This window comes from Streptomyces sp. PT12 (genome assembly GCF_003311645.1).
Taxonomy (GTDB): Bacteria; Actinomycetota; Actinomycetes; order Streptomycetales; family Streptomycetaceae; genus Streptomyces.
Genome location: NZ_QEST01000282.1, coordinates 22,795 through 49,468, shown reverse-complemented (window position 1 = coordinate 49,468; position 26,674 = coordinate 22,795). Strand labels below are relative to the sequence as shown.

Here is a 26,674-nt window from a genome sequence, read left to right as displayed (position 1 = left end):
CCCCCGCCTAGAGGCGGGGGGTTCCAGCGGTCGCCCGCTGGGGTTCCTGCTTCATCGACGACTGCCCTGTCCGGGAGGACTCCCGTTGAGGTCTTACACCGTCTCCACAGGCTGCTGCCGCCAGTCCGGCGGCCAGGACGTTGCGTGCCGCGTTCACATCACGGTCATGCACCACGCCGCACTCGCACGTCCACGTCCGGACGTCCAGCGGCATCCCCGCCGCGACCGTGCCGCAGGCCCCGCACAGCTTGGAGCTGGGGAAGAAGCGGTCGATCACGACGAGGTCACGCCCGTACCAGGCGCACTTGTACTCCAGCATGGAGCGCAGCTCCGTCCAGGACGCGTCCGAGATGGCGCGCGCGAGGCGCCCGTTCTTGAGCAGGTTGCGGACGGTGAGGTCCTCGATCACGACCGTTTGGTTCTCACGGACGAGCCGAGTGGTGAGCTTGTGGAGGAAGTCCCGGCGCCGGTCAGCGATCCGCGCATGGATGCGGGTGACCTTGCGGCGGGCCTTGTCCCGGTTGGCCGAGCCCTTCTGCTTGCGGGACAGCTGGCGCTGCGCGCGGGCCAGCCGCGCCCGGTCACGCCGCTCGTGCCGGGAGTTGGTGATCTTCTCCCCGGTGGACAGGGTCACCAGGGAGGTGATGCCCGCGTCGATGCCAACCGCCGCGCCCGTGGCGGGGGCGGGGGCGGGGGTGTCCTGGCACAGCAGGGACACGAACCAGCGGCCCGCCGCATCGCGGGAGACGGTCACGGTGGACGGCTCCGCCCCCTGGGGCAGGGGACGCGACCAGCGGATGTCCAGGGGCCCGCTCATCTTCGCCAGCGTCAGTTGTCCATCGCGCCAGGTGAAGGCGCTGCGGGTGTACTCGGCCGACGCGCGCGACTTCTTCCGGGACTTGTGGCGCGGGTACCCGGCCCGCTTGGCGAAGAAGCTGGTGAAGGCCGTCTGGAGATGCCTCAGGGCCTGCTGGAGCGGGACGGAGGACACCTCCGTCAGGAACGCCAGTCCCTCGGTCTTCTTCCATCCGGTCAGCATCGCCGACGACTCCACGTAGGAGATCCGGCGCTGCTCGCCATACCAGGCGCGCGTGCGTTCCTCAAGCGCCTTGTCGTAGACGAGACGGACGCAGCCGAACGTGCGCGACAGCTCAGCCGCCTGCTCGTCCGTGGGGTAGAAGCGGTACCTGAACGCCCGCTTGACCTGCCGCGACATGCCTCACAGCCTATCAACTCCCATGTCAGCCAAGGGTGTCGATCGGTGGCCGTAGACGCCGAATCGCCCCGGCGGCGATTCGCCTTCCCCTGCCCTGCTCCGCAGGAGCTTCGTTTCCTCCCCGGCCTGAAGGCCGGAGTATCCACGAAGGAGACCAGATGAACGTTCTGCGCCTGCCCTTCGGGGCGCGCACCTGGCGGGAGGGCACCCACCTCCTGCTCAACCTCCCGCTCGGCATCGCCAGCTTCGTGATCGCCGTCACCGGGCTCTCGGTCAGCGGTGGCCTGCTGATCACCTTTGTCGGGCTGCCGCTGCTCGCGGTCGTCCTGCTGCTGCTTCGCCTGTTCGGCAGGATCGAGCGGGGCAGGGCCAGGGTCTTCCTCGGCTCCACCGTCGCCGAGCCCGAGCCGCTGCGGATGCGCGAGGGCCGCCGCGGCCCGCTGGCCTGGACCGAGGCGATGCTGCGCAGCAACGTGTCATGGCGCGCGACCGCGTACGCGCTGCTCCAACTGCCGTGGGGCACCCTGACGTTCTGCGCGGTGGCCACGCTGTGGGGGGCGGGCCTCGGCGCGTTGACGCTGCCGCTGTGGGGCTGGGCGATCACCCGGTACACCGACGAGCCGGGCGTCGGCGTCGACACCGACGGCGAGGGCGGCGGCTGGATCTGGGACACCCCGTGGGAGTACGCCCTGATCGCCCTGGTCGGCCTGCTGATGATGATCCTGGCCGGGTGGCTCATCCGGGCCCTGGCCGCCGTGGAGCGGACGCTGGTGTCCGCGCTGCTCGGACCCTCGTCGGCGGCGACCCGCGTCCAGCAGCTTGAGAGCGACAGGACCGTCGTGGTGGACGCCTCCGCCGCCGATCTGCGGCGGATCGAGCGCGACCTGCACGACGGGGCACAGGCCCGCCTCGTCGCCCTCGCCATGGACCTCGGCCTCGCCAGGGAGAAGCTCACCGAAGACCCCCAGGCAGCGGCCCGCATGGTCGACGAGGCCCACGGCGAAGTGAAGCTCGCCCTCCAGGAGCTGCGCGACCTCGCCCGCGGCATCCACCCCGCCATCCTCACCGACCGCGGCCTCGGCCCCGCGCTCTCCGCCGTCGCCTCCCGCTGCACCGTCCCGGTCGCCGTCGAGGTGGAGCTGGCCGAGCGCCCGGCGGCGGCCATCGAGGGCATCGCGTACTTCACGACGTCCGAGCTGCTCCAGAACGTCAGCAAGCACAGCGCCGCCCGGCACGCGAGCGTGGACGTGTGGCGGGCCGAGAACCGGCTGATGGTGCAGGTCACCGACGACGGCCGAGGCGGCGCCGACGCGACCGCGGGCTCGGGCCTTGCGGGCCTGGCCGAACGCCTGGCCGCCGTCGACGGCCTGCTGGCGATCACCTCCCCCGCGGGCGGCCCGACGACGGTGACCGCCGCCCTCCCCTGGCGCGACCGCGCGGCGGCGCCCGCGGCCGCGAGGTGAGATCCTTCAGGGGACCGGGCGGGGACCCCGCCGACGTGATCAGGGGAACCCAGACGTGATCAGGGGAGCGGGACGTGCGGGTAGTCATCGCCGAGGACTCGGTGCTGCTGAGGGAGGGCCTCACCAGGCTGCTCAACGACCGCGGGCACGAGGTCGTCGCGGGAGTCGGGGACGGGGAGGCGCTGATCGCGGCCGTGTCGGAGCTGGCGGACGGCGGCGCGATCCCCGATGTGGTCGTGGCCGACGTCCGGATGCCGCCCACCCACACCGACGAGGGCGTCCGCGCCGCGGTGCGGCTGCGCGAGCGCTTCCCCGCCCTCGGGGTCCTGGTCCTCTCGCAGTATGTCGAGGAGCAGTACGCGACCGAGCTGATCGCCGGGTCGTCGCGCGGCGTCGGCTACCTGCTGAAGGACCGGGTCGCGGACGTGAGCGAGTTCGTGGAGGCGGTCACCCGCGTCGCCACCGGGGGAACGGCGCTCGACCCCGAGGTCGTGGCCCAGCTGCTCGGCCGAAGCCGCAAGCAGGACGTCCTGGCCGGACTCACGCCAAGGGAAAGGGAAGTCCTGGGTCTCATGGCCGAGGGGCGCACCAACTCCGCGATCGCCGCGCAACTCGTCGTGAGTCACGGGGCGGTGGAAAAACACGTGAGCAACATCTTTATGAAGCTGGGCTTGGCGCAGAGTGACACAGATCACCGGCGGGTTCTGGCGGTTCTGACCTACCTCAATTCCTAGCCTCCCCTGACAGGCTGTCCATCATCTGATCACCATCAGGAAGGTATGCCTTACCCGCGTACCATGGCTGGTGAAGAGCCGCCTCGAAGGAGGGCTACAGCAGTGACCACTGAGGTCGACCAGGCGCACCTGGGGAGCAAGGACGTCAGGCGCCTGGACCGGGTGATCATCCGCTTCGCGGGGGATTCCGGGGACGGAATGCAGCTGACGGGGGACCGTTTCACCTCCGAGACCGCGTCCCTCGGGAATGATCTGTCGACCCTGCCGAACTTTCCCGCGGAAATCCGGGCACCGGCCGGCACGCTCCCCGGAGTCTCCTCCTTCCAGGTGCACTTCGCGGATCATGACATCCTCACCCCCGGCGACGCCCCCGACGTGCTCGTCGCGATGAACCCCGCAGCGCTCAAGGCGAATCTCGCCGATGTGCCGCGCGGCGCGGAGATCATCGTGAACACCGACGAGTTCACCACCCGCGCCCTGGCGAAGGTCGGGTACGAGGAGAACCCCCTGGAGAACGGCTCCCTCGACGCGTACAGCGTGCACCGCGTGCCGCTGACCGCGCTCACGGTCGAGGCGCTCAAGGGCTTCGACCTGACCCGCAAGGAGGCGGGCCGCTCGAAGAACATGTTCGCGCTCGGCCTCCTCTCCTGGATGTACCACCGCCCCACGGAGAACACCGAGCGGTTCCTGCGGTCCAAGTTCGCCAAGCGGCCCGAGCTCGCCGAGGCGAACATCACGGCGTTCCGCGCCGGCTGGAACTTCGGCGAGACCACAGAGGACTTCGCGGTCTCCTACGAGGTGGCCCCCGCCGCCTCCGCGTTCCCCGCGGGCACCTACCGGAACATCTCCGGGAACCTCGCCCTGGCCTATGGCCTGATCGCCGCGTCGCACTGCGCCGACCTGCCCCTCTTCCTCGGCTCCTACCCGATCACCCCGGCATCGGACGTGCTGCACGAGCTGTCCCGCCACAAGAACTTCGGCGTGCGCACCTTCCAGGCGGAGGACGAGATCGCGGGCATCGGGGCGGCCCTGGGCGCGGCGTTCGGCGGGGCGCTCGGCGTGACCACCACGTCGGGCCCAGGCGTCGCGCTCAAGTCGGAGACGATCGGCCTGGCCGTCTCCCTCGAGCTGCCGCTGCTCATCGTGGACATCCAGCGCGGCGGCCCCTCCACCGGGCTGCCCACCAAGACCGAGCAGGCCGACCTGCTCCAGGCGATGTACGGGCGCAACGGCGAGGCCCCCGTGCCGATCGTCGCCCCCGCCACCCCGGGTGAGTGCTTCACCGCCGCGATCGACGCCGCCCGCATCGCGCTCACCTACCGCACCCCGGTGTTCCTGCTCTCCGACGGCTATCTGGCCAACGGGTCCGAGCCCTGGCGCGTTCCCGAGACCGGCGAGCTGCCCGACCTGCGCGTGCGGTTCGCCACCGGCCCCAACCACACGCTGCCCGACGGCACCGAGGTGTTCTGGCCCTACAAGCGCGACGAGGCCACCCTCGCCCGCCCCTGGGCCGTCCCGGGAACGCCCGGGCTCGAGCACCGCGTCGGCGGCATCGAGAAGCAGGACGGCACCGGGAACATCAGCTACGACCCGGCCAACCACGACCACATGGTCCGCACCCGCCAGGCCAAGATCGACGGGATCGACGTCCCCGACCTGGTGGTGGACGACCCCGATGGCGCGCCCGGCGAGGGCGCCAAGGTCCTGGTGCTCGGCTGGGGTTCGACCTACGGCCCGATCACGGCGGCCGTCCGCCGGATCCGCCGGGCGGGCGGCAGCGTCGCCCAGACCCATCTGCGCAGCCTCAACCCCTTCCCGAAGAACCTCGGGGAGGTGCTGCGCGCCTACGACCGGGTCGTCGTCCCCGAGATGAACCTCGGTCAGCTCGCCACCCTGCTGCGCGCGAAGTACCTGGTGGACATCAGGTCCCTGACCCAGGTCACCGGCCTTCCGTTCAAGGCCGAGCAGCTCGCATCCGCTTTCAAGGAGGCCCTGGACGATGCCCGCTGAGGCGCCCATCAAGGCCGGTCCGCGGACCGCGCTTTCCCTTGTTCCCACCGCGGAGAAGCCGCAGAGCGCCAAGGACTTCAAGTCCGACCAGGAGGTCCGCTGGTGCCCAGGCTGCGGCGACTACGCCGTGCTGGCCGCCGTCCAGGGCTTCATGCCGGAGCTCGGCCTGGCCAGGGAGAACATCGTCTTCGTCTCCGGCATCGGCTGCTCGTCCCGCTTCCCGTACTACATGAACACCTATGGGATGCACTCCATCCACGGCCGCGCCCCCGCCATCGCGACAGGTCTTGCCGCCGCACGGCGCGACCTGTCGGTGTGGGTCGTCACGGGCGACGGCGACGCCCTGTCGATCGGCGGCAACCACCTGATCCACGCGCTGCGCCGCAATGTGAACCTCAAGATCCTGTTGTTCAACAACCGGATCTACGGCCTCACCAAGGGCCAGTACTCCCCGACGTCCGAGCCGGGCAAGATCACCAAGTCCACGCCGATGGGCTCGCTCGACACCCCGTTCAACCCCCTGTCGCTCGCGCTCGGCGCCGAGGCGTCGTTCGTGGCCCGCACGATCGACTCCGACCGCAAGCACCTGACGGGCGTGCTGCGCGCGGCCGCCGCCCACCATGGCTCGGCGCTCGTGGAGATCTACCAGAACTGCAACATCTTCAACGACGGCGCCTTCGAGGCCGTGAAGGACAAGCAGCGCGCGCTCGAGGCCGTGATCCGCCTCGAACACGGCGAGCCGATCCGCTTCGGCGCCCCCGCCGACGACGGCCTCGGCGGCAAGGGCGTGGTCCGCGACCCGGCCAGCGGCGACCTTCTCGTCGTGGACGTCGCCGAGCACGGCACGGAGGGCCTGGTCGTCCACGACGCGCACGCCGCGTCGCCCACCACGGCGTTCGCCCTCTCGCGCCTTGCCGACCCCGTGACGCTGCACCGCACGCCCATCGGCGTCTTCCGCAGCGTCCAACGCCCCGCGTATGAGGACCTGTTGGCCGACCAGCTCGAACAGGCCGTCGAGCAGCGCGGCAAGGGCGACCTGGCGGCGCTGCTCGCCGGGAACGACACCTGGACCGTCGCGGGCTGACCGGCCGTTCCCGGGGTGACGGCCCTTCACTCAGGGGATCAAGCACCCCGGGAATGCCGCACGCCCGCGCGGCGCTCACTCTCGGGGGGCACCCCCGGCACGGCGACACGACGGCGTTCGACGGCGGGAGGCAGCGGTGGCAGCAGGGGGCGCGACGGCGAGCCGGGCGGGGCTCGCGTACGGCTTCGCGTGCTTCGGGATATGGGGCCTTCTGCCGCTCTACTGGGAGCTGATGGAGTCGGCGACCCCGTCGGAGGTGCTGGCCCACCGCATGGTGTGGTCGCTGCCCACGGCCCTGCTGCTGCTCATGGCCGCCCGCAACTGGTCCTGGATCAGGCCGCTGCTGCGCGACCCGAGGCGGCTCGCGCTGCTGGCCACGTCGGCGTCGCTGATATCGGTCAACTGGTGGCTGTTCATCTGGGCCATCGACCAGGACCGTGTCCTCGAAGCGTCGCTCGGGTACTTCATCAACCCCCTCTTCAACATCGCGATCGGTGTCGTCCTGCTGAAGGAGCGGCTGCGCCCGCTCCAGTGGGTGGCCGCGGCCATCGGCGGCACGGCGGTGCTGGTGATGAGCGTCGCCTATGGCCAGATCCCCTGGGTTTCGCTGAGCCTCAGCGTCACGTTCGCGCTCTACGGCCTGGTCAAGAAGCGCACCGCGCTGGATGGCGCCGAGGGCTTCACGGCCGACTCGGCGCTCCAGTTCCTGCCCGCCCTCGGCTTCCTCGCGGCGCTCACGGCGCGCGGCGACTCGTCGTTCACCACCGAGGGAACGGGCCACACGCTCCTGCTGATCAGCACGGGTCTGGCCACCGCCATGCCGCTGATCTTCTTCGGCGCCGCGGCCGTCCGCCTCCCCCTGTCGACGCTCGGCCTCCTCCAGTACCTCGCCCCGACCACGATGTTCGTGCTCGGCCTGCTGGTCTTCCACGAGGAGATGCCGCCCGAGCGCTGGGCCGGGTTCCTGCTGGTGTGGTCCGCGCTCTCCCTGCTGACCTGGGACGCCCTGCGCCAGGCCCGCACGCGCCGGCGCACGGTGGCCCGGCACACGCCCGCCCCGGCGCACGAGGACGCCGCACTGAACGACTGAGGCCCGTCACTCCACGTTGACGCGTGGTTGCGCTGCGTCCGGTCGACGGGGTACTTTGGAACGAGACCGTTCCGTTTTATCAGTACGCCCATATGACTGGAGCAGCGCCATGGCCGCCGTGCACGCCCCCACCGAGTCCGCCGCCGGGTCCCCCACCGAGTCCCCCACCGTCCGCCGCCCGCGGATGACCGCCGGGCGCGAGGCCGAGGTGCTCGCGACGGTCGTGGAGCTGCTGCGCGAGCACGGGTACGAGGCGCTGACCATGGACGCGGTCGCGGCGCGCGCCCGCTGCGGCAAGGCCACGCTCTACCGCCAGTGGCGCAGCAAGCACGCGCTGGTCGCCGCGGCGCTGCGCGCCCACAGGCCGCGGCCCGCCGACGACATCGACACGGGCTCGCTCCGCGGCGACCTGCACTCGCTGTTCGCCCGCGTCTCCGACCAGGCCGAGCGGGACACCGCGCTGATCGCCGGGCTCGCCCGCGCGACGCTCGACGACCACGAGCTGGCGCGCGCACTGCGGCAGAAGCTGGTGGACCCGGAGATCGACGAGTTCACGACGTTCATAGAGCGCGCGATAGCGCGCGGCGAGCTCGACCGGCGCCCCGCGGCGATGGCGTTCCTCCCGCAGATGGTCTTCGCCACCGTGGTGACCCGCCCCCTCTTCGAGGACGAGTACGCCGACGCCGACTATCTCCTCCGCTTTCTCGACAGCACCCTGCTGCCCGCCCTGCTGCACAGTTGACCGGAGCGTGACCGCATGTCTCAGCCCCAGATCGCCCCCGACCAGCCACCGATCGAGCCCGCCAAGGGACCGGCGGAAGGGGCGCGTTCGTCCCACCGCTGGTGGATCCTCGGCGTCATCGGCATCGCCCAGCTGATGGTGGTCCTCGACGCCACCATCGTGAACATCGCCCTGCCGTCAGCGCAGGGCGACCTCGGCTTCTCCGACGGCGACCGCCAGTGGGTCGTCACCAGCTACGCCCTGGCCTTCGGCAGCCTGCTGCTGCTCGGCGGCAGGATCGCCGACCTGTTCGGCATCAAGGTCACCTTTCTGACCGGCCTGGTCGGCTTCGCCGCCGCGTCCGCGCTCGGCGGGGCCGCGTCGAGCTTCGAGGTGCTGGTGACCGCGAGGGCGCTCCAGGGCGTCTTCGGCGCGCTCCTGGCGCCCGCCGCGCTGTCGCTGCTGACCACGACGTTCACCGACGCGAAGGAGCGCGCCAAGGCGTTCAGCGTCTACGGCGCCATCGCGGGCGCGGGCGGCGCGATCGGCCTGCTGCTCGGCGGCGTGCTGACCGAGCAGCTGAACTGGCGCTGGACCCTCTACGTCAACCTGATCTTCGCCGCCGTCGCGTTCATCGGCGGCGCCGCGCTGCTCGCGCGCACCGGGCGGGTGGCCGGGGCGACGCTCGACGTGCCGGGGACGGTGCTGGTCTCGGCCGGCCTGTTCGGCCTGGTCTACGGATTCGCCAACGCCGAGAGCCACGACTGGGGCCACCCCGGGACATGGGGCTGCCTGACCGCGGGCGTGGTGCTGCTCGCGGCGTTCGGCTGGTGGCAGACGCGCTCGGCCCACCCACTGCTGCCGCTGCGCGTGCTGCTCGAACGGGACAGGGGCGCGTCGTTCGTCGCCGTCCTGCTCAGCGGCGTGGGCCTCTTCGGCGTCTTCCTCTTCCTGACGTACTACCTCCAGATGTCGCTCGGGTACTCGCCGATCGAGACGGGCCTGGCGTTCCTGCCGATGATCGGCGGGCTGATGGTCAGCGCGGCGCTGGTCGGCACGGTGCTGCTGCCGCGGCTCGGCCCGCGCGTCCTGGTCTCCGCGGGCATGGGCCTCGGCGCCGCTGGCCTGGCGTGGCTGACCGTGCTCGACCTGGACAGCGGGTACGCCGCCGACGTCATGCCCCCGACGATCGTGGCCGGACTCGGCATCGGCCTGGTGATCGCCCCCGCGATGAACCTCGCCACGGCGGGCGTGCGCCCCGAGGACGCGGGCGTGGCGTCCGCGACGGTCAACACCATGCAGCAGGTGGGCGGTTCGATCGGCACCGCCGTGCTCAACACCCTGGCGGCGGGCGCGGCGAACGACTTCATGAGGGGCAAGGACCCCACCGACCCCATGGTGCGGGCCCAGGCGGGTCTCGAGAGCTACAGCACGGCGTTCTGGTGGTCGGCGGCGTTCTTTGTGGCGGGCATGGTCGCGTCGTTCCTCCTCTACCGCAGGGGAGTCCCGGAGGCGGCCTCGGCCTCTGGCCCCCCGTCGGTCCACCTGTGACGCCGGACCGCCCTGCGGGCCGCTGATCCGCGCGGGGCGCCGGGGTCCGGCCCCGCGGACCGCCCGACCGGCGCGCGGAGCGCGGGCATCCCGTGCCGGGGCCCGGATGCGAGATGTCAACTCTCTTGTGGCAACGGTGCCTTCAGGGCTGTCGGCGCTGGTCATCGATGGTGTGGTGGACGACGGCGAGGTGAGCCGGGTCGTGGCCCGGACCCGGGAAGTGCCTGTTCCCTCCCCGATGTGCGGGGCGCCGACGGGGAAGGTGCACGGGGTGCCACGGCCGGACCGTCGCGGATGTCCCGGTGGATGGCCGCCGTGGAAAGGTCAGTTGTAGTTCCAGCGGTGGCCGGTGCCGCGGTATTCCTCGACGGGGATGGGCCTGGTGCCTGGACGCATGCGGGCGCGGTAGACGACGCCGTCGACGTGGTCGATCTCGTGGGCGACCAAGCGGGCTTCGCCGTGATGGAAACGGGTCAGGCGGGGGGTGCCGTCGAGGTCGGTGTGAGCGACCAGGATATGCAGGGGGCGAGGCACGAGGCCGCGGACATCGAAGAAGCTCAGGCATCCTTCGTACTGCTGGTCTTCCTCCGGGGATGTCTCGGTGATGGAGGCGTTCAGGAGCACGATGGGCTCGGCGCCCGAGTCCGGAGGCAGGACGACGGCGGCCGACCGGTCGATGCCCAGCTGAGGGGCCGCGATGCCCATGCCCTTGCCGAAGGTGTGCAGGGCGCGGACGCGGTCGATCGCGGCCATCAGCTCGTCGATCACCTGCTGGGCTTCGGCGGCCTCCGCGGGGAGGCCGAAGGGGCGGGCCGGGCGGGTGAGGATGGGGTCGTCTTCCTGGACGATGCCTGCGTCGGCCATGGCCTGGCTCGCGGTGGGCGTGGTCACGGACTCATCCTCCTGGTTCTGGGAAGTCTTCAGGCGCCATTCGAGCCGGTAGCGGGCGTGAAGTTCGGGGTCGACGGTGGACCAGGAGAAGACGGCGCGGTCGCCGTCGTCGGTGCGCTGGGGCGGTGTGCGCAGTGGCGCGACCTGGGCGCTCATGGACGTGGTGGTGCCCCAGACCGTGGGGTTGCTGGTTATGGGGAAGGTGAGCGTGACGTTCAGGTGGCGGGTGGGCAGGCGCACGGCGCGTTGAAACCATGGGCCCCATTTCTCGGCGCTGACGCTGTAGGAGTAGGTGATCTCGGTGGTCTGGCCGGGGTAGAGGGGGAACCGCGTCTGGGAGTTGGCGAACTCCAGCCAGACCTCTTTGAAGGCGTCGCGGTCGTGTTTGACCGTCCAGGTCATCGGTTCGGTGCCGCAGTGGGCGGCGAGGTTCAGTTCGTCCCAGGCCAACGGGTGGGCACGGTAGAGGGCGTTGCTGCGTTCGGGCTCGCCGGGGTAGCGGTCGACGGCGATGCGGATGAGGTAGCGGGTGATGGGCTCGGTGCCGTTGTTCCGCAGGGCGCGGCGCATCCGTAGGTGGAAGTGGGTGCCGTCGAAGCTGAGGGCGGCGTCGTCGTCCAGCACGATCAGCTCAGCGCTCGAGGATGCTTCGGTCGTATCGGGTGTGGTGACGCTCGCGGGGGTCTGCCATGCCCTCCACAGCGCGCCGCCGGCGTTCAGCACGTGGTCTGCGCGGCGGGCGAGTTGGGCGCTGCCTTGTTCTCGGCCGCCCTCCAGGTGGCTGACGTAGGAGGGGTCGACGTTCAGCAGGCCGGCCAGGGCAGCTTTGGACAGCCCGCGGACGGTCCTCCAGTGCGTGAGTTCGACCGCGAACGTCGTCTCCTCTTTGCGGGCCATCTGCGCCGTCCTCTCATGAGTCGACGTGAGTCGTGAGTGAGTGCCGCTCACGGTCGCCTCATCCTGCCCCGGGCGGGCTTACTGATGCCAGGTGGCGGCCTGGCCGCGGGGAGTAGCGCCGCGCCCGCCGCTTTCCCGAACCCATGTCGCGGCTTCTGACTTCACGGCCTCGCAATCCGGGAGTGAGGGCCGATCGACGTCCCCGCCTCCGCGCCTGGCGCGGGGCTTCTTTGAGAGGGTGTGACACGAGATGACGGAACACGCGCCGCGTCACGCGGTCGTGATCGCTTCCGGTGGGCTGGACAGCACGACGGTGGCCTTCCGGCTCGCCTCCCAGGGCGTACAGGTGAGTCTGCTGTCCGTCGATTACGGCCAGCGCCACCGCAAGGAGCTCGACTGCGCCCGGCGCATCGCCGGGCATCTGGGCGCCTGGCACGAGGTGGTCGACCTCACCGGCCTGGGCCGTCTGCTGGCCGGTTCGGCGCTGACCGACGCGGCGGTGAGGGTGCCGGACGGGCACTACACCGCGGCGTCGATGAGGGCCACGGTGGTGCCCAACCGCAACGCCATCCTGCTGTCGATCGCGGCGGGCACGGCCATCGCCGCCGGGGCGGACGCGGTCGCGTTCGGCGCGCACGCCGGTGACCACACCATCTACCCGGACTGCCGTCCGGAGTTCTTCGAGCAGTTCGCCGCCGCGATCCGCACGGGCAACGCCGGGTTCCTGCCCGACGGCTTCCAGCTCCTGGCGCCGTTCCTGACCGTCTCCAAGGCCGACATCGTGGAAGCGGCGGCGAAGCTCGGCGTGCCGTTCGAGCTGACCTGGTCGTGCTACAAGGGCGACGCCGTGCACTGCGGGACCTGTGGCACCTGCGTGGAGCGGCGGGAGGCGTTCACCGTCGCGGGTGTCGCCGATCCGACCGTGTATGCCGCGGCGTTGAGCGTGGGGAGCGGCCGGTGAGCGGGGTGGCGGGCCGGTTCCGGATCGGGAAGCGGTTCCGTTTCGAGGCCGCGCACCGGCTGACCGGGCTGCCGGAGGGGCACCAGTGCGGGCGGCTGCACGGGCACAGCTACACCGCCGAGATCATCCTGGCCGCGGAGCAGTTGGATGGGCGGGGGTTTGTCACCGACTTCGGTGACCTGGCCCCGGTCAGGACCTTCATCGACGAGCGCCTGGATCACCAGCTGCTGAACGAGGTGCTGCCCATCTCGCCGACCTCGGAGAACCTGGCCCGCTTCCTGGCCGAGTGGTTCATCGAGCACGTCGCACCGGGCATCAGGGGACGGCTGGAGCGGGTGCGCGTGTCGGAAGCGGCCTCGTCATGGGCCGAGTTCGAGGTAATCCGGTGACCACGGCGCGGGAGGACGAGCTGATCGTTGCCGAGACGTTCGGTCCGACGTTCCAGGGGGAGGGGCCGTCGGCCGGGCAGCAGGCGGTGTTCATCCGGCTGAGCCGCTGCAACCTCTCCTGCGGCACGCACCCGTCGGCCAGCTGGGCGTGCGACACCCCCTACACCTGGGACTGGGAGCGGTTCGACCCCAAGGACCCGGAGGTCGCGCGCCGGGAGAGCGTGGGCGCGCTCCTCGCGTGGGCTCTGTCGCTGCCGCCGCGGCTGGTGGTGGTGACCGGTGGGGAGCCGATGCTTCAGTGGCGCGGGCTGGAGCGGCTCGCGGTCGGCCTACGCGCTGCCGGGCGCGAGGTGGAGGTGGAGACCAACGGCACGCTGGTCCCCGACTCGGCGCTGGTCGAGGCGGTGACCGCGTTCAACGTCTCCCCGAAGCTGGCCGCCGCCGGGGACTCCGAGCGTCGGCGGATCGTCCCGGATGCCCTGGCCAGCTTGGCTCGGTGTGGGAAGGCCCGCTTCAAGTTCGTGGTCACGCACCTGGGCGAGCTGGAGGAGATCGCGGCGCTGGTCCGGCGGTTCGCGCTGCGCGAGGTGTGGGTGATGCCGGAGGGGACCACGGCCGGTGCGGTGCTGGAGGGCCTGCGCGCGGTGGCCGAGGAGACCCTGGCCCGCGGCTGGCATCTCAGCGCCAGGCAGCACGTTCTGATCTGGGGTGATGGGCGTGGGCGCTGACCTGATGGACGGGCTGGTGGTGGTCGGCTGTTCCCGACGCAAGACGGTCACCTCACGCCCGGTGCCCGCGCTGGAGCTTTACCAGGGTGGGTGCGTGCCGCGGCTGCGCGACCGGCTCGGTGCCGATGCGGGCCGACGTCGGCAGGTGCTTGTGCTGTCGGCCCGCCACGGGCTGGTGCCCGCGGATGCCCCGCTGGAGACCTACGACCAGCCGCTGACCGAACGCCGGGCGCGGGTGCTGTGCCAGCCGGTGCGCCACGCGCTGACCGTCCATCTCGCCATCCATCCGACCCGCGAGGCGCTTCTCCTGCTTGAACCCGCCTACCTTCAGGTTCTCGGCACGCCCCCCGTGCCGGTGGTGCACGTCATCACCGACCCGGTCGCCCATTTCGGCGCGGCCGAGAAGATTCTGGCCACCTGGGGCTGGGCGTGACCGGGTCGGCCCCGGTGCCCGCGCGGGTCTTCGAGGGCCGCCGCACCTGGCGGCTGACGCCCGACGCGTTCACCGCGGCGGCGCGGCTGATCGCCCGGGCCGAGGCCGCGCACCGCCCGCAGGCGGTCGTCGGGATCGCGCGCGGCGGCACCCGGCTGGCCGAATGGGTCGCCGCGCACCTGTCGGTGCCCGCGGTCGTGATCGGCGCTCGGCACAACACCACCGATGCCCCGCGGGCCTCGGCCAGCGGCCGTGTCCGGCTGGACGCCGTGCCGGAGGCCGCCCTGGCGGTGCTCGGTCGCGGTCGGCGCCTGCTGGTGGTGGACGACGTCGTCGGCTCCGGCGCGACCCTTCGGGCCGTCCTTGCCGACCTGGCCGCCCGGGTCGCGCCGGTCGGGGTGCGCACCGCGGTGCTGTGCCGCAACGCCGGTACTCGCTTCGCGCCTGACACGTGGGGCTGGGAGGTGGCCGACTGGGTCGTCTTCCCCTGGGAGGCACCGCCGCCGTCGGCCGAACCGCTTCCCGCACTGACCCGTCTGCACCACCGGACCGCGCCGCCGGTCCGGGACATCTGACTCCCATTTCCCGAGTTTCCCGGGGCCCGTTCACCTTCCACGGACATCAAGAGGAGGCAGGCCATGCTGGGCCTGACATCGGGCGACCGCGTGCTGGTCGTGGCGCCCCATCCTGACGACGAGACCCTCGGGGCCGGCGGAACCATCGCCCGCCTCACCACCGGGGGCGTGGAGGTCCACGTTCTCGCGATCACCTGCTACCCGCTGCCCCGCTGGGGCGCACCCCACGATTCCGCCCGGCGCCGCGCCGAGTTCGAGGTGGCCTGCGACGTGCTCGGTGTGGCCGGGCGGGACATCGCCTGGGTGGACGACGAGCGCGCTCGCCACCTCGAAGCCCACCTGCCCGAACTCGTCCGGCTGTTGGAAGGCGGGCACCGCTTGTCGCTGGAGTCGTTGCGGCCAGCGGCGCTGCTCATGCCGAGCGACGGCGCGGTCCACCATGAGCACCGGCTTGTGCACCGCGCCTGCTACGCGGCGGTCCGGCCAGCTGGCGCCGCCCGCCACGTTCCGCGCATCGTGCTGGGGTTCGACGGTCCGGAAGACCTCTGCTGGGGCGCGCGGCGCCCGCGCGGCCCTGTGGTCGTGGACATCACCGGCCATGCGCGGGTGAAGGACAAGGCGCTGGCCTGCTACGAGGGTGAGCTGCGCGGTGAGGACCACCCGCGCAGCCCGGGCCGGATCCGGGCGATCGACACCGCCACGGCGGCGGGGGTCGGCGCCGGGCGGGCCGAGGCGTTCACCCCGTATCGGATCGCCTGGTGACCGCCGCCGTCCCGGCCCGGGTGCTGGTGGCGCACCAGCCCGCGTATCTGCCCTGGCAGGGCTACTTCTCCCGCCTCCTCGACGTCGATGAGCTGGTGCTGCTGGACCACGTGCAGTTCTCCGAACGGGGCTGGCAGCACCGCAACCACATCCGCAACCCGGCCGCGACGGATAAGCGGGCGCGGCTGACGGTGCCGGTGTGCCACCGCTTCGGACAGTCCATCAACCAGGTGCGGCTGGCCGACGAGCCGTGGGCGGCGCGGCACTGGCGCACCCTCGAGCACATCTACGCCCGTGCCCCCTACTGGCCCACCCACCGGGAACGACTCGCCGCTCTCTACGCCACCCCATGGGAGCGGCTGGTCGACCTGGACGAGGCGCTGACACGGTTCCTGCTCGACGGGTTGGGGCTGCGGGTGCGGCTGGTGCGCTCCAGCTCCCTGGCCCCGGCGGGCGTGCGGACCGCGATGCTGGCGGATCTGTGCCGCCGCACCGGATCGAGGGCGCTGCGGGTGGGCGTCGGCGCGCTCGGCTACCTCGACGCCGAGGTGCTGGCCGCGTGCGGCGTCCATGTCGAGGTCGCCGCCTATACCCACCCCCGCTACGCCGGTGGCTGGCCCGGGTGGGCGCCGGGTCTGAGTGCGCTGGACCTGCTGCTGTTCGAGGGCCCCCGGGCGGTCGACGTGCTGCGCGCGGGAGCGCGCCTGGAGACGAGAGAGCCGGTGTGATGACGAAGTTGCTGACCGACCACACACCGGCCCCGGCCGCGCCGGGCCGGGTGGATACCGCCCGGGTCGCCGAGCTCTACCGTGAGCTGCTGGCCGCGCTGGGGCAGGATCCGCGGCGCGAGGGCCTGCGAGACACGCCCGAACGGGTTGCGGCCTGGTGGGAGGAGTTCCTCGACCACGACCCGGGCCGCACCGACACCGTCTTCGCCCAGGACCTCGACGCCGCCACCGAGACGATGGTCGTGGTGCGCGGTATCGGCGTCTGGAGCCTGTGCGAGCACCACCTGCTGCCGATGCGCCTTCACCTGGCCATTGGCTACCGGCCGGCCGGACAGGTGCTGGGCCTGTCGAAGTTCGCCCGTATCGCCGCCGCGCACGCCCACCGTCTACAGGTCCAGGAACGGATCGTGGACGGCATCGCCCGGGACGTGGCCGCCGCGACCGGCAGCGAGGACGTCGGGGTGGTCGCCGACGGCGAGCACCTGTGCATGAGTATGCGCGGAGTGCGCCAACCGAGCGCCCGCACGGTGAGCGTCAGCTTCACCGGCGCGTTCGAGACAGTGCTGGGAGACCGGCTGCTGGCCGTGGCCTCCGGGAGCAGCCGGTGAGCGGGCGGGCGCCCGGACAGGGCCGTCTTTCGCCGGCGGCGAGCCCGCGTGTGCTGGTGAGCGGGCCGATCATCCCGCCGGGGAACGTACCTGCTGCCCGGGACAACGCCAGGCTAGCGCCCGCCGCCGACCCCGTGCAGTGGGCGTACGTGCCCGGCGGGGACCTGCCAGCGGGGGAGTGGCACCGCGCCCAGACCGTTTCCGGCCTGTGGTGGTCGGACACCGTGCTGTCCGCTGGCCACCTCCCGATCACCGGCCTGCCGCTGGCCGAGGCCACGGTGCTGGCAGCCGCGCTGGGCGGCCGGATCCCCACCAGCGCCGAGTGGGAGTGGATGGCTTCGGCCGGCCGTCGCCGCTTCCCCTGGGGCGAGCACGAGCCGACCCCCGCACACGCCAACCTCCGCGACCTCGGCCCCGGCCACCCCGTCCACGTCCGCCAGCTGCCAGCCGGCCGCACCCCGCAAGGGCTGTGGGGGGTGGCCGGCAACGTGTGGGAGTGGACCCTCGCCCCCGGCCGCCGGGACGGCATCGCGCTCCTGCGCGGCGGCTCCTACAACTCCCTCCCGCAGTACGTCTCCTGCGCGCACGCGAACGACGTGCTGCCGACCCTGGTCTCGCCCGGCATCGGGATCCGCATCGTCCGCGACACCCGACCCCCGTCCGCCTCCGACCGCATGGAAGGGTGCTTGTGAAGCCGCTGACCGTCGCCTTCGTCCTGCTGACCTACAACACCGACGAACCGGCCGGGATCGAACGCTCCATCGCCTCCCTCGCCGAAGGCATGCGCGCCCTGGGCCACCGCACCCTGATCGTGGCCGCGGGACCGGCCACCGGCCACTACGTTCCCGGGCTGGTGCGGCTGGCCAGCATCCGCCTGCCTCGCCCCGCGGTCGAGGCCGACCTCACCAAGCAGCTGACCGACACCGGCCCGGTCGAACGCGAACTCCACGACCTCCTCACCACCCACCGCGTGGACCTGGTGTGCTGGGTCGACGCCGTATGGGGCTTGGGCTATCTCGCTCCCGCTCCGCCCGGCGTCGCCACCGCGCTGATGGTGCACGTGCTGCGCACCGACGAACCGATGCACGCCAGCCTCGCCCACCACCCAGCGGTGATCACCGTCAGCGACTTCCTCCTCGACCAGGCCGCCGACGCCGGACTCGACACCACGATGTGGCAGGTGGTGCCCAACGCCCTGCTTCACACCGCTGCCCCACCGTCCCCGGCCGAGCGGGAGGAGCTACGCCGGGCCGGGCCGGTGCGGATCGTGGCCCGCGCCGAGCCGCACAAGGGCACCGCCGAACTCCTGAGGGCACTCCCTGCCGAGCTGGGCCGAGAGGTGGAGATCGTGCTGGCCCCGGCCGGGTTCGAGTACTGGCCCGGCATGCAGGAGCAGGTGCTCGACGCATGCCGGGAGCTGGCCGCCGACCTGCCGCGGGTGTGGCTGCTGCCCGCCCTGCCCTGGCACGGGGTCCAGCCGTTCCTTGCCCGGGCGGCGGTCACCGCGGTCGCTTCCACCAGCCCCGAGACGTTCGGGAACGTTGCCGCCGAAGCACTGTCGGTGGGCACGCCGGTCATCGGATACGAGCTGGGCCACCTCCCGGCCCTGACCGGCCAGGCCGGCCGCCTGCTGCCGCTCGCCGACGGACCTCACCGGCTGTGGCAGACGCTCAGGAAACTGCTGTCCGACCGGGTTGGCTACCACGCGGCCTCCCAGGCCGCACCGGGTCAGGTCGCCGCGCACACCCCCATCGCGGTGGCCCAGGCGTTCCTCGACGCAACGGTGGGGGTGCGGCGGTGAGCGGTGGTCCGGCCGGGCACTCTCTGATGCGGCAGGTCACCGACCCTTCGGCGCTCAAACGCGCCGCCCGCCAGTGCATGGGCCGCACCGGCTCCCCCGGAGCCGACGGGATGACCTGGCGCGCCTACCGCCAGGATCTGACCGGCCGACTCACCGACCTCTCGCGGCGGCTGGCCGACGGCTCGTGGCGGCCAGCTCCGGTGCGCACCGTGTGTTTCGACGCGTGGGGCAAGCGGATGACGGTGGTGATCCCCACGGTGGAGGACCGCGTCGTGCACCGGGCCCTGCGCAACGCCGTCGAGCCGGTCCTGGAACACGATGCCTACCCACGGTGGATGTTCGGATGGCACCGGCGCGCCGGCCGCCCGCTGGCCGTCGCCGCTGCCGCCGCCCACCTGGCCGCTGGACGGACCTGGGTCGCCGACGTCGACGTCGCCGCCGCCTCCCGGGGCGTCGGCCTGGATCAGGCCGTCGGCTCAGTGGCCCGCTTCGTCCACGACGGCACCCTCCTCGGCCTGCTGCGCCGCATCCTTGCCGCCCTGCCCGACCCGCTCGCGCCCGGCAGCGGCCTGAACCCCATGCTCACCAACCTCCGCATGGCCCCCGTCGACCAGCTGATCTCCACGCGGGCGGTGGTGCGGCTGACCGACAACTACACCCTCTTCGCCACCACCCGAGCCGAAGCCGAGGCCGCCGCCGCCGAGCTGACCGACGCGCTCGCGGCCCATGGCATGCGTCCGGCCCCGGCCAAGTCGAAGGTCTGGCAGCCCCATCCCGAAGACCTCTACGCCGCTGGCTGACCGAAGGGAGACCGCTCATGCCGGTCCATGACACCCCGGCGCTGCTGTACTGCACCGTCAACGGCATCACCAACTGCACCAACGGCATCGGCCGACAGGCCAAGACCCTGCTGGCCGTCCTCGAACACCACTACCCCCGGCTGGCCACCGCCGTGGGCGACTTCACCCCCTACCTCGCCGTCCCGCAGCCCGGCCCGGCCACCTGGAACAACGACCCCGCCGACCTCGCCTACGCCCGCTCCGTCGTCGAACCGCTCGGCGGCCAGGTCATCCCCCTCATCCATGACACCCACAGCCCGCTGTGGCGCCCGGAGACCTTCGAGCACCTGTCCACCGCAGCCGCCACGGCGGCCAGCGACCTCGCCCGCACCCACCCCCGGGTCATCGTCGTGGCCGTGGACACCCCGTTCGCAGGCGTCCCCGCGGCCGCCGCCGGAGACGAGCGGGTCGAAACGGTGCTGGCGCTGTTCTCCACCACCCGGATCACCGAACGCCCCACCCCGGATCCCGGCAGGCTCGCGTGGGAGCAGCGGGCCATCACCGCCGTCAACGCCCTGCCGCACGCGTGGGTGGCCGACATCGGGACCTTCCTGGCCCGCCACCTCACACAGGAGTACGGCCTCGATCCCGGCCGACTGGTGCCCTGGCCCTCCGGCCTCCACCTGCCCGCCGCCGACCTCCAACCCATGCCCACACCGCAGACCGCCGAGGCGCTGGCCAGGTTCAGCATCCCCACCAGCCGACCGATCATCGCCTCCATCGGCCGCACCGACCCGACCAAGGGCCTCGACCTCCTCATCGACGCGATCGGCGCTTCCCCCTTGCTGCGCGACCGCGCGCACCTGGCCGCCATCGCGGTGCCCACCGACGACGAACGCGCCACCCTCCTGGGCACCTACCGCTCACGCTGCCGTGAGCTGGGCCTGTCCGCGACGATCGTCGGCGCGTTCGACCGCGACCTGCCGCGCGCGCTCGCCTCCTGGCCCGGCACGCACGTCATGGCCTGCCCCAGCCGCGGCGAGACCCTCGCCAACACCGTGTTCGAGACCGCCTTGTGGGCCCGTGACGCGGGCCCGGTCGTCCTGGCACCAGGCCGCGACGGCTTCACCGAACAGATCACCGACGGCCACAACGGGCTCCTCTACCACCCCACCAAGCCCGGGGCGCTCACCGCCGGTCTGCACCGCGCCCTCTCGCTGACCGACGCCGAACACGCCCGGATGCGCGCCGCCGCGTACCACCGGGTCGTGGGCGAGCGTGACGCGACCGCCCATCTCGCGGCACTCCTGGGCCGGTTCGCCCGCCCCGGCGGCGGGCACGCCGCTAAACTCACCGACCATCCGTCACCGGATGCCCGTCCGCCGCGGTCACAGGCCCCCCACCACACCCCCGAGACCACGGAGGCCACAGCATGAGCCCGACCGCGCCCCTGCTCCTCGTCGACGGCCACAACCTCCTCTACCGCGCCTGGTACGGCTTCCCGACCCGAATCACCTCACGCGACAAGCTGACGGACCGTACGGGGGTGTTCGGCGTCTGCGCCCTTCTGCGGAAGGCACAGACCCAGCATGCCCAGGATCACGAGCTGTTCGTGGTGTTCGACGCCGAGGACGGCAGCAGCGCCCGGGCCGAGCAGGACGAGGGCTACAAGGCTCAGCGGCCGACACCCGAGCCCGGGCTGATCGAGTCCCTCGCGGACATCAAACGGGGCCTTGACGCGATGAAGGTGGGCTGGATCGAGCAGCCCGGCTGCGAAGGGGACGATGTCATCGCGACCCTCACCACCTCCGCACGCACGGGCGGGCGGGAGGTCACCGTCATGAGTGCGGACCGCGACTTCTACCAGCTGCTGGCCGACCCCGGGGTGCGGCTGCTGAACACCGGCCTGGCCGAGGACCGCCGCCTGACCACCGGTGCGCAGCTGCCGCCCAAGTGGGGGGTGACCGCGGTCCAGTGGCCCGACTACCGGGCCCTGACCGGGGATCCGGCCGACAACATCCCCGGCGTCCACGGCATCGGCCCGCGCACCGCCGCCCGCCTGCTGGCCGACGGCCGACACCTGCCGGACATCCCCGCCGAAGACCTCAAACCCGCCTGGGCCGCTCAGTGGGAACAGGTCCTGCGCTGGCGCGAGATGATCCGGCTCGACCACAAGGTCGACATCGCCGACGACCTGCTCACCGGCCGCGCCACCGGGCGACTGCTCCCGGCGGCCGCCCTGCTGGAAGAGCTGTGCCTGTGGTGACCGGCCACCCGGACGACGATGCCGGGGTGGTGGCGTGGGATTCCGACGGCACCCTGGGCCACCGCAGGAACAGATCCTGGGCCGAATGTTTGCTGGAGATAGTGAACCGCCGGCAACCCGACCACGCCTTCACGCACGCCGAGATCTACGACGCGCTGGCCACCGGCTTCCCCTGGCACCTCGAGACAGGTCCCGGCGCAGCTGCCCCACCGCGCAACACTCTTGCGCCGCAGGCCCGAAGTACGGGCGCCCGTACAGGTCCGCTATAGCGGACCAACAGCTCGGTCGCTCTGCGTTGGACAGCAACTCCCGTGCGTTGCGCGCTCTTTCCCAGGGGCAAACGCTTTCGCCCCCGCCTGTGAAGAGAACAAGGACGCTTTCCATGCGCAAGAGAACGTTGAGGAGCACGAGGACGTCGGGCATACGCCGCCGCATCGCCGCGGCGGGCACGCTGGCCCTGGCGCTCGCGGCCAGCCTGCTCGCCGGTGTGCGGGGCACCGCGCACGCCGACGAAAGCGGCGAGACCGTGGCCCCGCTCATCGTGGGCGGCAACGAGGCGACGGGCTCCTACCCGTTCATCGTCACCGTCGACATGCTGCGCGACAACGGCGAGATGCGGCACCGCTGCGGCGGCTCGCTCATCGCCCCGCAGTGGGTCCTGTCCTCCGCGCACTGCTACAGCGACCGTTCCACGGGCGAGGTGTGGGACGCGGACCTGTTCGATGTGCGCGTCGGCTCCTTCGACCGCATGAGCGGGGGCGAGGAGGCGCTGGTCGACGAGGTCGTGATCCACCCGCTGTGGTTCTCCGGCGACCCCCTCCAGGTCGCCGACATGGCGCTGCTGAAGCTGGACCGGCCCGTCAGCCAGGCGCCCGTCGCGCTCGCCGACGAGCTGACCGACGTGGGCACCAAGCTGCGCCTCCTCGGCTGGGGCTACACCCAGACCGGCGGCCCCGAGATCCCGACCCGGCTGCGCCAGCTCGACACCGAGGTCGCCCCCGAGCTGTCGTGCGTGGTCGGCGACGCGTGGGACATCGCCGAGGGCGACCTGTGTGTGAGCCCCGAGCCCGAACGCGGCCTGTGCAACGGCGACTCCGGCTCGCCGGGGCCGCTGTGGAACAACAACCGCTGGGAGGTGGTCGGCACGGTCAGCCGCGGCGTCGGCGACGGCTGCGCGGTCGGCTCCGATGTCATCGCGGGCGTGCCGTTCGTCCAGGACTGGATCCAGGAGACGGTCGGCGGCTGACACGCTCGCATCGCACGAGGCAGGGCCCGCCGCTTCACGGGCCCTGCCCTTCCGCACGCCCGGCGCCGAGCGCTGCCGGGCCCTACCGCCCGAGGCCCGGCAGGGCTTCGGGGAGCAGGCCGCCCAGCGGGTCACCGGCGTTCAGCTCGACGACCTCCGCGCCGCTCGGCGGCGTGAAGTCGAAGACCCCGCCCGGCGGCTGCGCGTAGTCGATCTGCGAGAACGCCACGTCGAGCACCCGCCCCTCGGGCCCCTCGGCCGTCAGCGCGAGCGGCAGCCCCGTCTCGCCGTCCACCGAGATCCGCGCCTCGCTCAGCGGCGCGTCCGCGTCCTTCGGGACGACCACCAGCTGGTACGCCGCGCGGCCCGCGACCTGGGCCGTGCCGTCCACGGAGACGTCCGCGTGCTCGCCCGCCCGCTCCAGCAGCCGCTCGGCCAGCTCCCTCGGGGTGAGCCCGCCCGCCCACGCGTGCCCGTCCGCGGCGTCCTCCCCGCCCTCGCCGCCCTCGCCGCCCTCGGCGCCGAGGTCCGACAACTCCCCGTGCTCGGGCACCTCCACGCGGTAGGCGGTGTCACCCTCGGAGTCGTACGCCCACAGCTCGTCACCGTTGCGGATGACGCTGAACTCCTCGCCGCCGCTCTCCAGGCCCACCCGCTGCCGGTCGGGCCCGTCCAAGGCCACCTCGAGCGTGCTGTCCCCGGTCGCCAGCCCCGCGAGCCGACCCGCGGGGCCATCGATCCCGCTCAGCACGCCATCCAGCATCCCGCCGAGGTCGGGCACCCCCAGATCCGCGTCGACCCGCACCGTGCCGGACAGCTGGGCCGTGTCCGACTCGGCGACCCGCACCAGCAGCTCCTCGGCCGTGATGTCCGGCAGGTCCGGACTCCCGTCGCTCGCGAGGGCGGGCCACAGACCGGCCCCCACCGCCGCGATCCCGGCCACGACCGCCGCGGGCACGGCCGCCCTGCGGATTGCGCTGTTCCCTGCCATCGAATGCCCCTCCACTCGGCTTCAGCACCTCAATTGCATCAGCCCGGGGCCTTTCCGGCATCCGCCCACGGGAGTCACCGCCTCTACGACCAACGGATGACCGAACGGCGCTTCCCCCGCGCCATCCCGTAGGGGATGTACCCCGTCGAACGACAGGGTTCACCCTCCGTCTCGTCAGGATGTGCGGTCCGCCACCGCGTCGCACAGCTCGGCGAGCGCCGCCTTCGCGGCACAGTCGGGCAGCGGCTTCAGCGTGTGCCTGGCCTGCTCGGCGAACGACAGCGCGTCCTGCCGCGCCCGCGCCAGGGCCGGGTGGGAGCGCAGGGCGGCCAGCGCCTCGGCGTGCCGCCCGTCGTCCGTCAGGTCGCCGTCGAGCAGCTCGCACAGCGCCAGGTCGTCGGGAGAGCCGCCCCGCGCGGCCATCTCCCGCAGCCGCAGCACCGGAAGCGTGGCCACGCCCTCGCGCAGGTCGGTGCCCGGCGTCTTCCCTGACTCGCCGCCGTCGCTCGTGATGTCGAGCACGTCGTCCGCCAGCTGGAACGCGATCCCGATGCGCTCCCCGTACTGCGCGAGCACGTGCACCACTGCCTCGGGGGCGCCGGACATGAGCGAGCCCATCCGCCCCGACACGGCGATGAGCGAGCCCGTCTTGCCCGCGATCACGTCCAGGTGGTGGGCGATGGGGTCCTCCCCCTCGCGGGGCCCCGCGGTCTCCAGGATCTGACCGGTCACCAGCCGCTCGAACGCCTCCGCCTGGATGCGCACCGCGGCGGGGCCGAGGTCGGCCACTATCGTCGAGGCGCGGGAGAAGAGGAAGTCGCCGGTGAGCACCGCGACGGAGTTGTTCCACCTGGCGTTCGCGCTCGGGACTCCCCGCCGCATCTCCGCCTCGTCCATGATGTCGTCGTGGTACAGCGTGGCGAGGTGGGTCAGCTCCACCACCACAGCCGAAGGCACCACGCCGGGGGCGTGCGGGTCGCCGAACTGCGCGGCCAGCAGCAGCAACAGCGGCCTGAACCGCTTCCCCCCGGCCCGCGCCAGATGCTGGGCCGTCTCCGTTATGAAGGGAACGTCGCTCTTGGTGGCCTCCGCCAGCCCTGCCTCCACGGCCGAGAGGCTGGCCTGGACATCGGCTTCCAGGGCCGGGTCCCGCACGCTCACCCCGAAGGGCCCCACGACGGTCACGAGCGTTCTCCCTGTCTCACGTGCGTTGTCCCCGGCAGCGTATCCGGTCAGAAGTGGATCACACCCGAAGGGCCGTCCCCCACAAGCGAACGCGGGCGGCGCCCCGACGTCGCTCTAAGTCGCCCTAAGGTGAGGGCATGTCCGATGGGAGCCTGTTCGGTGTCGACAACCTGCCCTACGGCGTCTTCAGCACGCCCGATGACCCCGCGGGGCGGCGGCTCGGGGTGCGATACCGGGATCGTGTCCTCGACGTCGGGGCCGCCGCCGTCGAGCTCGGCTCCCCGCACGCCGCGCTGCTGACCGCGCCGGGGCTCGACCCGCTGCTCGCCGCGGGGCGCCCGGTGTGGCGGGCCGTGCGCGCCGAGGTGCGCTCGTGGCTCACCGACCCCGCGCACCGCGCGGTCGCCGAGCCGCTGCTCGTGCCGCTCGACGCGACGGTGCCGCACCTGCCGTTCACGGTGGCCGACTACGTCGACTTCTACGCGAGCGAGCACCACGCCGCCACCGTGGGCCGCATCTTCCGGCCCGACACGCCCCCGCTGCCGCCCAACTGGAAGCACCTGCCGATCGGTTACCACGGCAGGGCGGGGACTGTCGTCGTCTCAGGCACCCCGGTCGTCAGGCCGCGGGGGCAGCGCCGCCCCTCGGCGCCGGGCGAGGCGCCGGGGTTCGGGCCCTCGCGGCGCCTGGACATCGAGGCGGAGGTGGCGTTCGTCGTCGGCACCCCTTCGCCGCTCGGCCAGCCCGTGCCCCAAGGGGCGTTCGCCGACCACGTCTTCGGCGTCTGCCTGCTCAACGACTGGTCCGCGCGCGACATCCAGGCGTGGGAGTATGTGCCGCTCGGCCCGTTCCTCGGCAAGTCCTTCGCCACGTCGCTCTCCCCGTGGGTCACCCCACTCGACGCCCTCGCTGGCGCCAGGGTCGCGCCGCCCCCGCGCGACACGCCGCTGCTGCCCTACCTCGACGACGGGCCCGGCAGCGGGATCCCCGCGGGCGGGCTCGACCTGCGGATCGAGGTGCGGCTCAACGGGCACCTGATCGCCGAGCCCCCGTTCGCGGCCATGTACTGGACGGCCGCCCAGCAGTTGGCGCACCTCACGGTCAACGGCGCCGCCCTGCGCACCGGCGACCTCTACGCCTCCGGCACCGTCAGCGGCCCCGAGGCACGGCAGCGCGGCTCGCTGCTTGAGCTGACGTGGGGTGGCCGTGACCCCCTTCAACTGCCGGACGGCACCAGGACGTTCCTCGAGGACGGCGACGAGGTCGAGCTGACCGCCTGGGCGCCGGGGCGCGAGCCGGGGACGCGCGTGGGCCTGGGCGAGGTGAGGGGGAGGGTGGCCCCCGCCGCTCCCCCGCCCTCACCGTGACGCGCTCTTCCGCGCCCGCATGCGCGCGGGCATGGACACGGGCATGGACACGGGCATGGACACGGGCATGGACACGGGCAGGGGCGCCGGAATTCGCGCCCGAAAAGGGAACGAGACGTATCAGTCCGGTGGCGAATGCCACACAGCCGTAACGCTTCTGCCTACCCCGCAGCCCCTCGGGATAATCTGCCGTGACCA

General features: G+C 72.3%; 26 protein-coding genes and 1 pseudogene. 23 read left to right on the top strand and 4 right to left on the bottom strand.

Annotated elements, in window-relative coordinates; all coding sequences use genetic code 11:
- Positions 1-7: 7 nt before the first annotated feature.
- Positions 8-1,216 (bottom strand): RNA-guided endonuclease TnpB family protein, encoded by a 1,209-nt coding sequence (locus DEH69_RS30185; protein WP_113690182.1) that lies wholly within the window; start codon positions 1,214-1,216, stop codon positions 8-10.
- A gap of 158 nt (positions 1,217-1,374) precedes the next feature.
- Between DEH69_RS30185 and DEH69_RS30180 the strand changes: the two genes are divergently transcribed.
- The 8 genes and pseudogenes from DEH69_RS30180 to DEH69_RS30145 form a co-directional block, all read left to right on the top strand.
- On the top strand, positions 1,375-2,679 hold the full coding sequence (locus DEH69_RS30180) for a sensor histidine kinase (protein ID WP_113690181.1): 1,305 nt from the start codon (positions 1,375-1,377) through the stop codon (positions 2,677-2,679).
- A 74-nt stretch (positions 2,680-2,753) separates the two neighbouring features.
- Positions 2,754-3,413 (top strand): response regulator transcription factor, encoded by a 660-nt coding sequence (locus DEH69_RS30175; protein ID WP_113690180.1) that lies wholly within the window; start codon positions 2,754-2,756, stop codon positions 3,411-3,413.
- A 102-nt stretch (positions 3,414-3,515) separates the two neighbouring features.
- Complete coding sequence (locus tag DEH69_RS30170) at positions 3,516-5,423, top strand: 2-oxoacid:acceptor oxidoreductase subunit alpha (protein WP_258535072.1); 1,908 nt, start codon at positions 3,516-3,518, stop codon at positions 5,421-5,423.
- Complete coding sequence (locus DEH69_RS30165) at positions 5,413-6,507, top strand: 2-oxoacid:ferredoxin oxidoreductase subunit beta (RefSeq protein ID WP_113690178.1); 1,095 nt, start codon at positions 5,413-5,415, stop codon at positions 6,505-6,507. Before DEH69_RS30170 ends, DEH69_RS30165 begins: the two co-directional genes overlap by 11 nt.
- Before the next feature lie 136 nt (positions 6,508-6,643).
- Positions 6,644-7,597: an EamA family transporter RarD gene (gene rarD / locus DEH69_RS30160; RefSeq protein ID WP_113690177.1), complete on the top strand. Its 954-nt coding sequence runs from the start codon at positions 6,644-6,646 to the stop codon at positions 7,595-7,597.
- Between the two features lie 109 nt (positions 7,598-7,706).
- Positions 7,707-8,339, top strand: a complete 633-nt coding sequence (locus tag DEH69_RS30155; protein ID WP_113690176.1) for a TetR/AcrR family transcriptional regulator — start codon at positions 7,707-7,709, stop codon at positions 8,337-8,339.
- Between the two features lie 15 nt (positions 8,340-8,354).
- Entirely contained in the window at positions 8,355-9,869 is a 1,515-nt protein-coding gene (locus DEH69_RS30150; RefSeq protein WP_113690175.1) for an MFS transporter, read from the top strand.
- A gap of 136 nt (positions 9,870-10,005) precedes the next feature.
- Positions 10,006-10,186: pseudogene (locus DEH69_RS30145) on the top strand (ISL3 family transposase); the annotation flags it as partial.
- 7 nt (positions 10,187-10,193) lie between these two features.
- On the opposite strand, the gene DEH69_RS30140 reads toward DEH69_RS30145, so the two are convergent.
- The gene (locus tag DEH69_RS30140) at positions 10,194-11,657 is read right to left on the bottom strand and encodes a peptide deformylase (RefSeq protein WP_113690174.1); all 1,464 of its coding nucleotides are present in this window, start codon (positions 11,655-11,657) and stop codon (positions 10,194-10,196) included.
- Between the two features lie 280 nt (positions 11,658-11,937).
- On the opposite strand from DEH69_RS30140, the gene queC reads away from it, so the two are divergent.
- From queC to DEH69_RS30070, 14 genes are all read left to right on the top strand, one after another.
- Positions 11,938-12,618, top strand: a complete 681-nt coding sequence (queC, locus tag DEH69_RS30135; protein WP_258535071.1) for a 7-cyano-7-deazaguanine synthase QueC — start codon at positions 11,938-11,940, stop codon at positions 12,616-12,618.
- The gene (locus tag DEH69_RS30130) at positions 12,615-13,007 is read left to right on the top strand and encodes a 6-carboxytetrahydropterin synthase (protein WP_220131361.1); all 393 of its coding nucleotides are present in this window, start codon (positions 12,615-12,617) and stop codon (positions 13,005-13,007) included. The genes queC and DEH69_RS30130 overlap by 4 nt, the downstream gene beginning before the upstream one ends.
- Positions 13,004-13,735: a 7-carboxy-7-deazaguanine synthase QueE gene (locus DEH69_RS30125; RefSeq protein WP_258535070.1), complete on the top strand. Its 732-nt coding sequence runs from the start codon at positions 13,004-13,006 to the stop codon at positions 13,733-13,735. The genes DEH69_RS30130 and DEH69_RS30125 overlap by 4 nt, the downstream gene beginning before the upstream one ends.
- Complete coding sequence (locus DEH69_RS30120; RefSeq protein WP_147255922.1) at positions 13,725-14,168, top strand: DUF6884 domain-containing protein; 444 nt, start codon at positions 13,725-13,727, stop codon at positions 14,166-14,168. Before DEH69_RS30125 ends, DEH69_RS30120 begins: the two co-directional genes overlap by 11 nt.
- Positions 14,165-14,743 carry a phosphoribosyltransferase gene (locus tag DEH69_RS30115; protein WP_181727672.1) on the top strand — a complete coding sequence of 193 codons (579 nt, stop codon included), beginning with the start codon at positions 14,165-14,167 and terminating at the stop codon, positions 14,741-14,743. The genes DEH69_RS30120 and DEH69_RS30115 overlap by 4 nt, the downstream gene beginning before the upstream one ends.
- Positions 14,744-14,806: 63 nt before the next feature.
- A complete protein-coding gene (locus tag DEH69_RS30110; RefSeq protein WP_113690169.1) occupies positions 14,807-15,505 on the top strand; it encodes a PIG-L deacetylase family protein in 699 nt (232 codons plus the stop codon).
- Positions 15,502-16,233 (top strand): WbqC family protein, encoded by a 732-nt coding sequence (locus DEH69_RS30105; RefSeq protein WP_113690168.1) that lies wholly within the window; start codon positions 15,502-15,504, stop codon positions 16,231-16,233. Before DEH69_RS30110 ends, DEH69_RS30105 begins: the two co-directional genes overlap by 4 nt.
- Entirely contained in the window at positions 16,233-16,841 is a 609-nt protein-coding gene (gene folE, locus DEH69_RS30100; protein WP_113690167.1) for a GTP cyclohydrolase I, read from the top strand. Before DEH69_RS30105 ends, folE begins: the two co-directional genes overlap by 1 nt.
- A 56-nt stretch (positions 16,842-16,897) precedes the next feature.
- Positions 16,898-17,533: a formylglycine-generating enzyme family protein gene (locus DEH69_RS30095; protein ID WP_258535069.1), complete on the top strand. Its 636-nt coding sequence runs from the start codon at positions 16,898-16,900 to the stop codon at positions 17,531-17,533.
- Positions 17,524-18,642, top strand: coding sequence for a glycosyltransferase family 4 protein (locus DEH69_RS30090; protein WP_258535068.1), 1,119 nt, complete (start codon positions 17,524-17,526; stop codon positions 18,640-18,642). The genes DEH69_RS30095 and DEH69_RS30090 overlap by 10 nt, the downstream gene beginning before the upstream one ends.
- Entirely contained in the window at positions 18,639-19,442 is an 804-nt protein-coding gene (locus tag DEH69_RS30085) for a reverse transcriptase domain-containing protein (RefSeq protein WP_113690166.1), read from the top strand. The genes DEH69_RS30090 and DEH69_RS30085 overlap by 4 nt, the downstream gene beginning before the upstream one ends.
- A gap of 17 nt (positions 19,443-19,459) precedes the next feature.
- Positions 19,460-20,857, top strand: a complete 1,398-nt coding sequence (locus DEH69_RS30080) for a glycosyltransferase family 4 protein (RefSeq protein WP_113690165.1) — start codon at positions 19,460-19,462, stop codon at positions 20,855-20,857.
- Positions 20,854-21,687: a 5'-3' exonuclease H3TH domain-containing protein gene (locus tag DEH69_RS30075; RefSeq protein ID WP_113690164.1), complete on the top strand. Its 834-nt coding sequence runs from the start codon at positions 20,854-20,856 to the stop codon at positions 21,685-21,687. Before DEH69_RS30080 ends, DEH69_RS30075 begins: the two co-directional genes overlap by 4 nt.
- 382 nt (positions 21,688-22,069) lie before the next feature.
- Positions 22,070-22,933 carry a trypsin-like serine protease gene (locus DEH69_RS30070; protein ID WP_181727671.1) on the top strand — a complete coding sequence of 288 codons (864 nt, stop codon included), beginning with the start codon at positions 22,070-22,072 and terminating at the stop codon, positions 22,931-22,933.
- A gap of 82 nt (positions 22,934-23,015) precedes the next feature.
- Here DEH69_RS30070 and DEH69_RS30065 read toward each other — a convergent pair whose 3' ends face one another.
- Positions 23,016-23,924, bottom strand: a complete 909-nt coding sequence (locus DEH69_RS30065; RefSeq protein ID WP_147255920.1) for a sigma-E factor regulatory protein RseB domain-containing protein — start codon at positions 23,922-23,924, stop codon at positions 23,016-23,018.
- A 174-nt stretch (positions 23,925-24,098) separates the two neighbouring features.
- Positions 24,099-25,109 (bottom strand): polyprenyl synthetase family protein, encoded by a 1,011-nt coding sequence (locus tag DEH69_RS30060; RefSeq protein ID WP_113690161.1) that lies wholly within the window; start codon positions 25,107-25,109, stop codon positions 24,099-24,101.
- 137 nt (positions 25,110-25,246) lie between these two features.
- On the opposite strand from DEH69_RS30060, the gene fahA reads away from it, so the two are divergent.
- The gene (fahA, locus tag DEH69_RS30055; protein WP_113690160.1) at positions 25,247-26,476 is read left to right on the top strand and encodes a fumarylacetoacetase; all 1,230 of its coding nucleotides are present in this window, start codon (positions 25,247-25,249) and stop codon (positions 26,474-26,476) included.
- Positions 26,477-26,674: the final 198 nt, after the last annotated feature.

Bases quoted from the DNA above. Each gene is read 5' to 3' on its own strand.
- DEH69_RS30065 (WP_147255920.1), bottom strand. From the start codon at position 23,924: ATGGCAGGGAACAGCGCAATCCGCAGGGCGGCCGTGCCCGCGGCGGTC.
- DEH69_RS30150 (WP_113690175.1), top strand. From the start codon at position 8,355: ATGTCTCAGCCCCAGATCGCCCCCGACCAGCCACCGATCGAGCCCGCC.
- DEH69_RS30155 (WP_113690176.1), top strand. From the start codon at position 7,707: ATGGCCGCCGTGCACGCCCCCACCGAGTCCGCCGCCGGGTCCCCCACC.
- folE (WP_113690167.1), top strand. From the start codon at position 16,233: ATGACGAAGTTGCTGACCGACCACACACCGGCCCCGGCCGCGCCGGGC.
- DEH69_RS30185 (WP_113690182.1), bottom strand. From the start codon at position 1,216: ATGTCGCGGCAGGTCAAGCGGGCGTTCAGGTACCGCTTCTACCCCACG.
- DEH69_RS30070 (WP_181727671.1), top strand. From the start codon at position 22,070: ATGCGCAAGAGAACGTTGAGGAGCACGAGGACGTCGGGCATACGCCGC.
- DEH69_RS30080 (WP_113690165.1), top strand. From the start codon at position 19,460: ATGCCGGTCCATGACACCCCGGCGCTGCTGTACTGCACCGTCAACGGC.
- DEH69_RS30165 (WP_113690178.1), top strand. From the start codon at position 5,413: ATGCCCGCTGAGGCGCCCATCAAGGCCGGTCCGCGGACCGCGCTTTCC.
- DEH69_RS30180 (WP_113690181.1), top strand. From the start codon at position 1,375: ATGAACGTTCTGCGCCTGCCCTTCGGGGCGCGCACCTGGCGGGAGGGC.
- DEH69_RS30110 (WP_113690169.1), top strand. From the start codon at position 14,807: ATGCTGGGCCTGACATCGGGCGACCGCGTGCTGGTCGTGGCGCCCCAT.
- DEH69_RS30140 (WP_113690174.1), bottom strand. From the start codon at position 11,657: ATGGCCCGCAAAGAGGAGACGACGTTCGCGGTCGAACTCACGCACTGG.
- DEH69_RS30075 (WP_113690164.1), top strand. From the start codon at position 20,854: ATGAGCCCGACCGCGCCCCTGCTCCTCGTCGACGGCCACAACCTCCTC.
- fahA (WP_113690160.1), top strand. From the start codon at position 25,247: ATGTCCGATGGGAGCCTGTTCGGTGTCGACAACCTGCCCTACGGCGTC.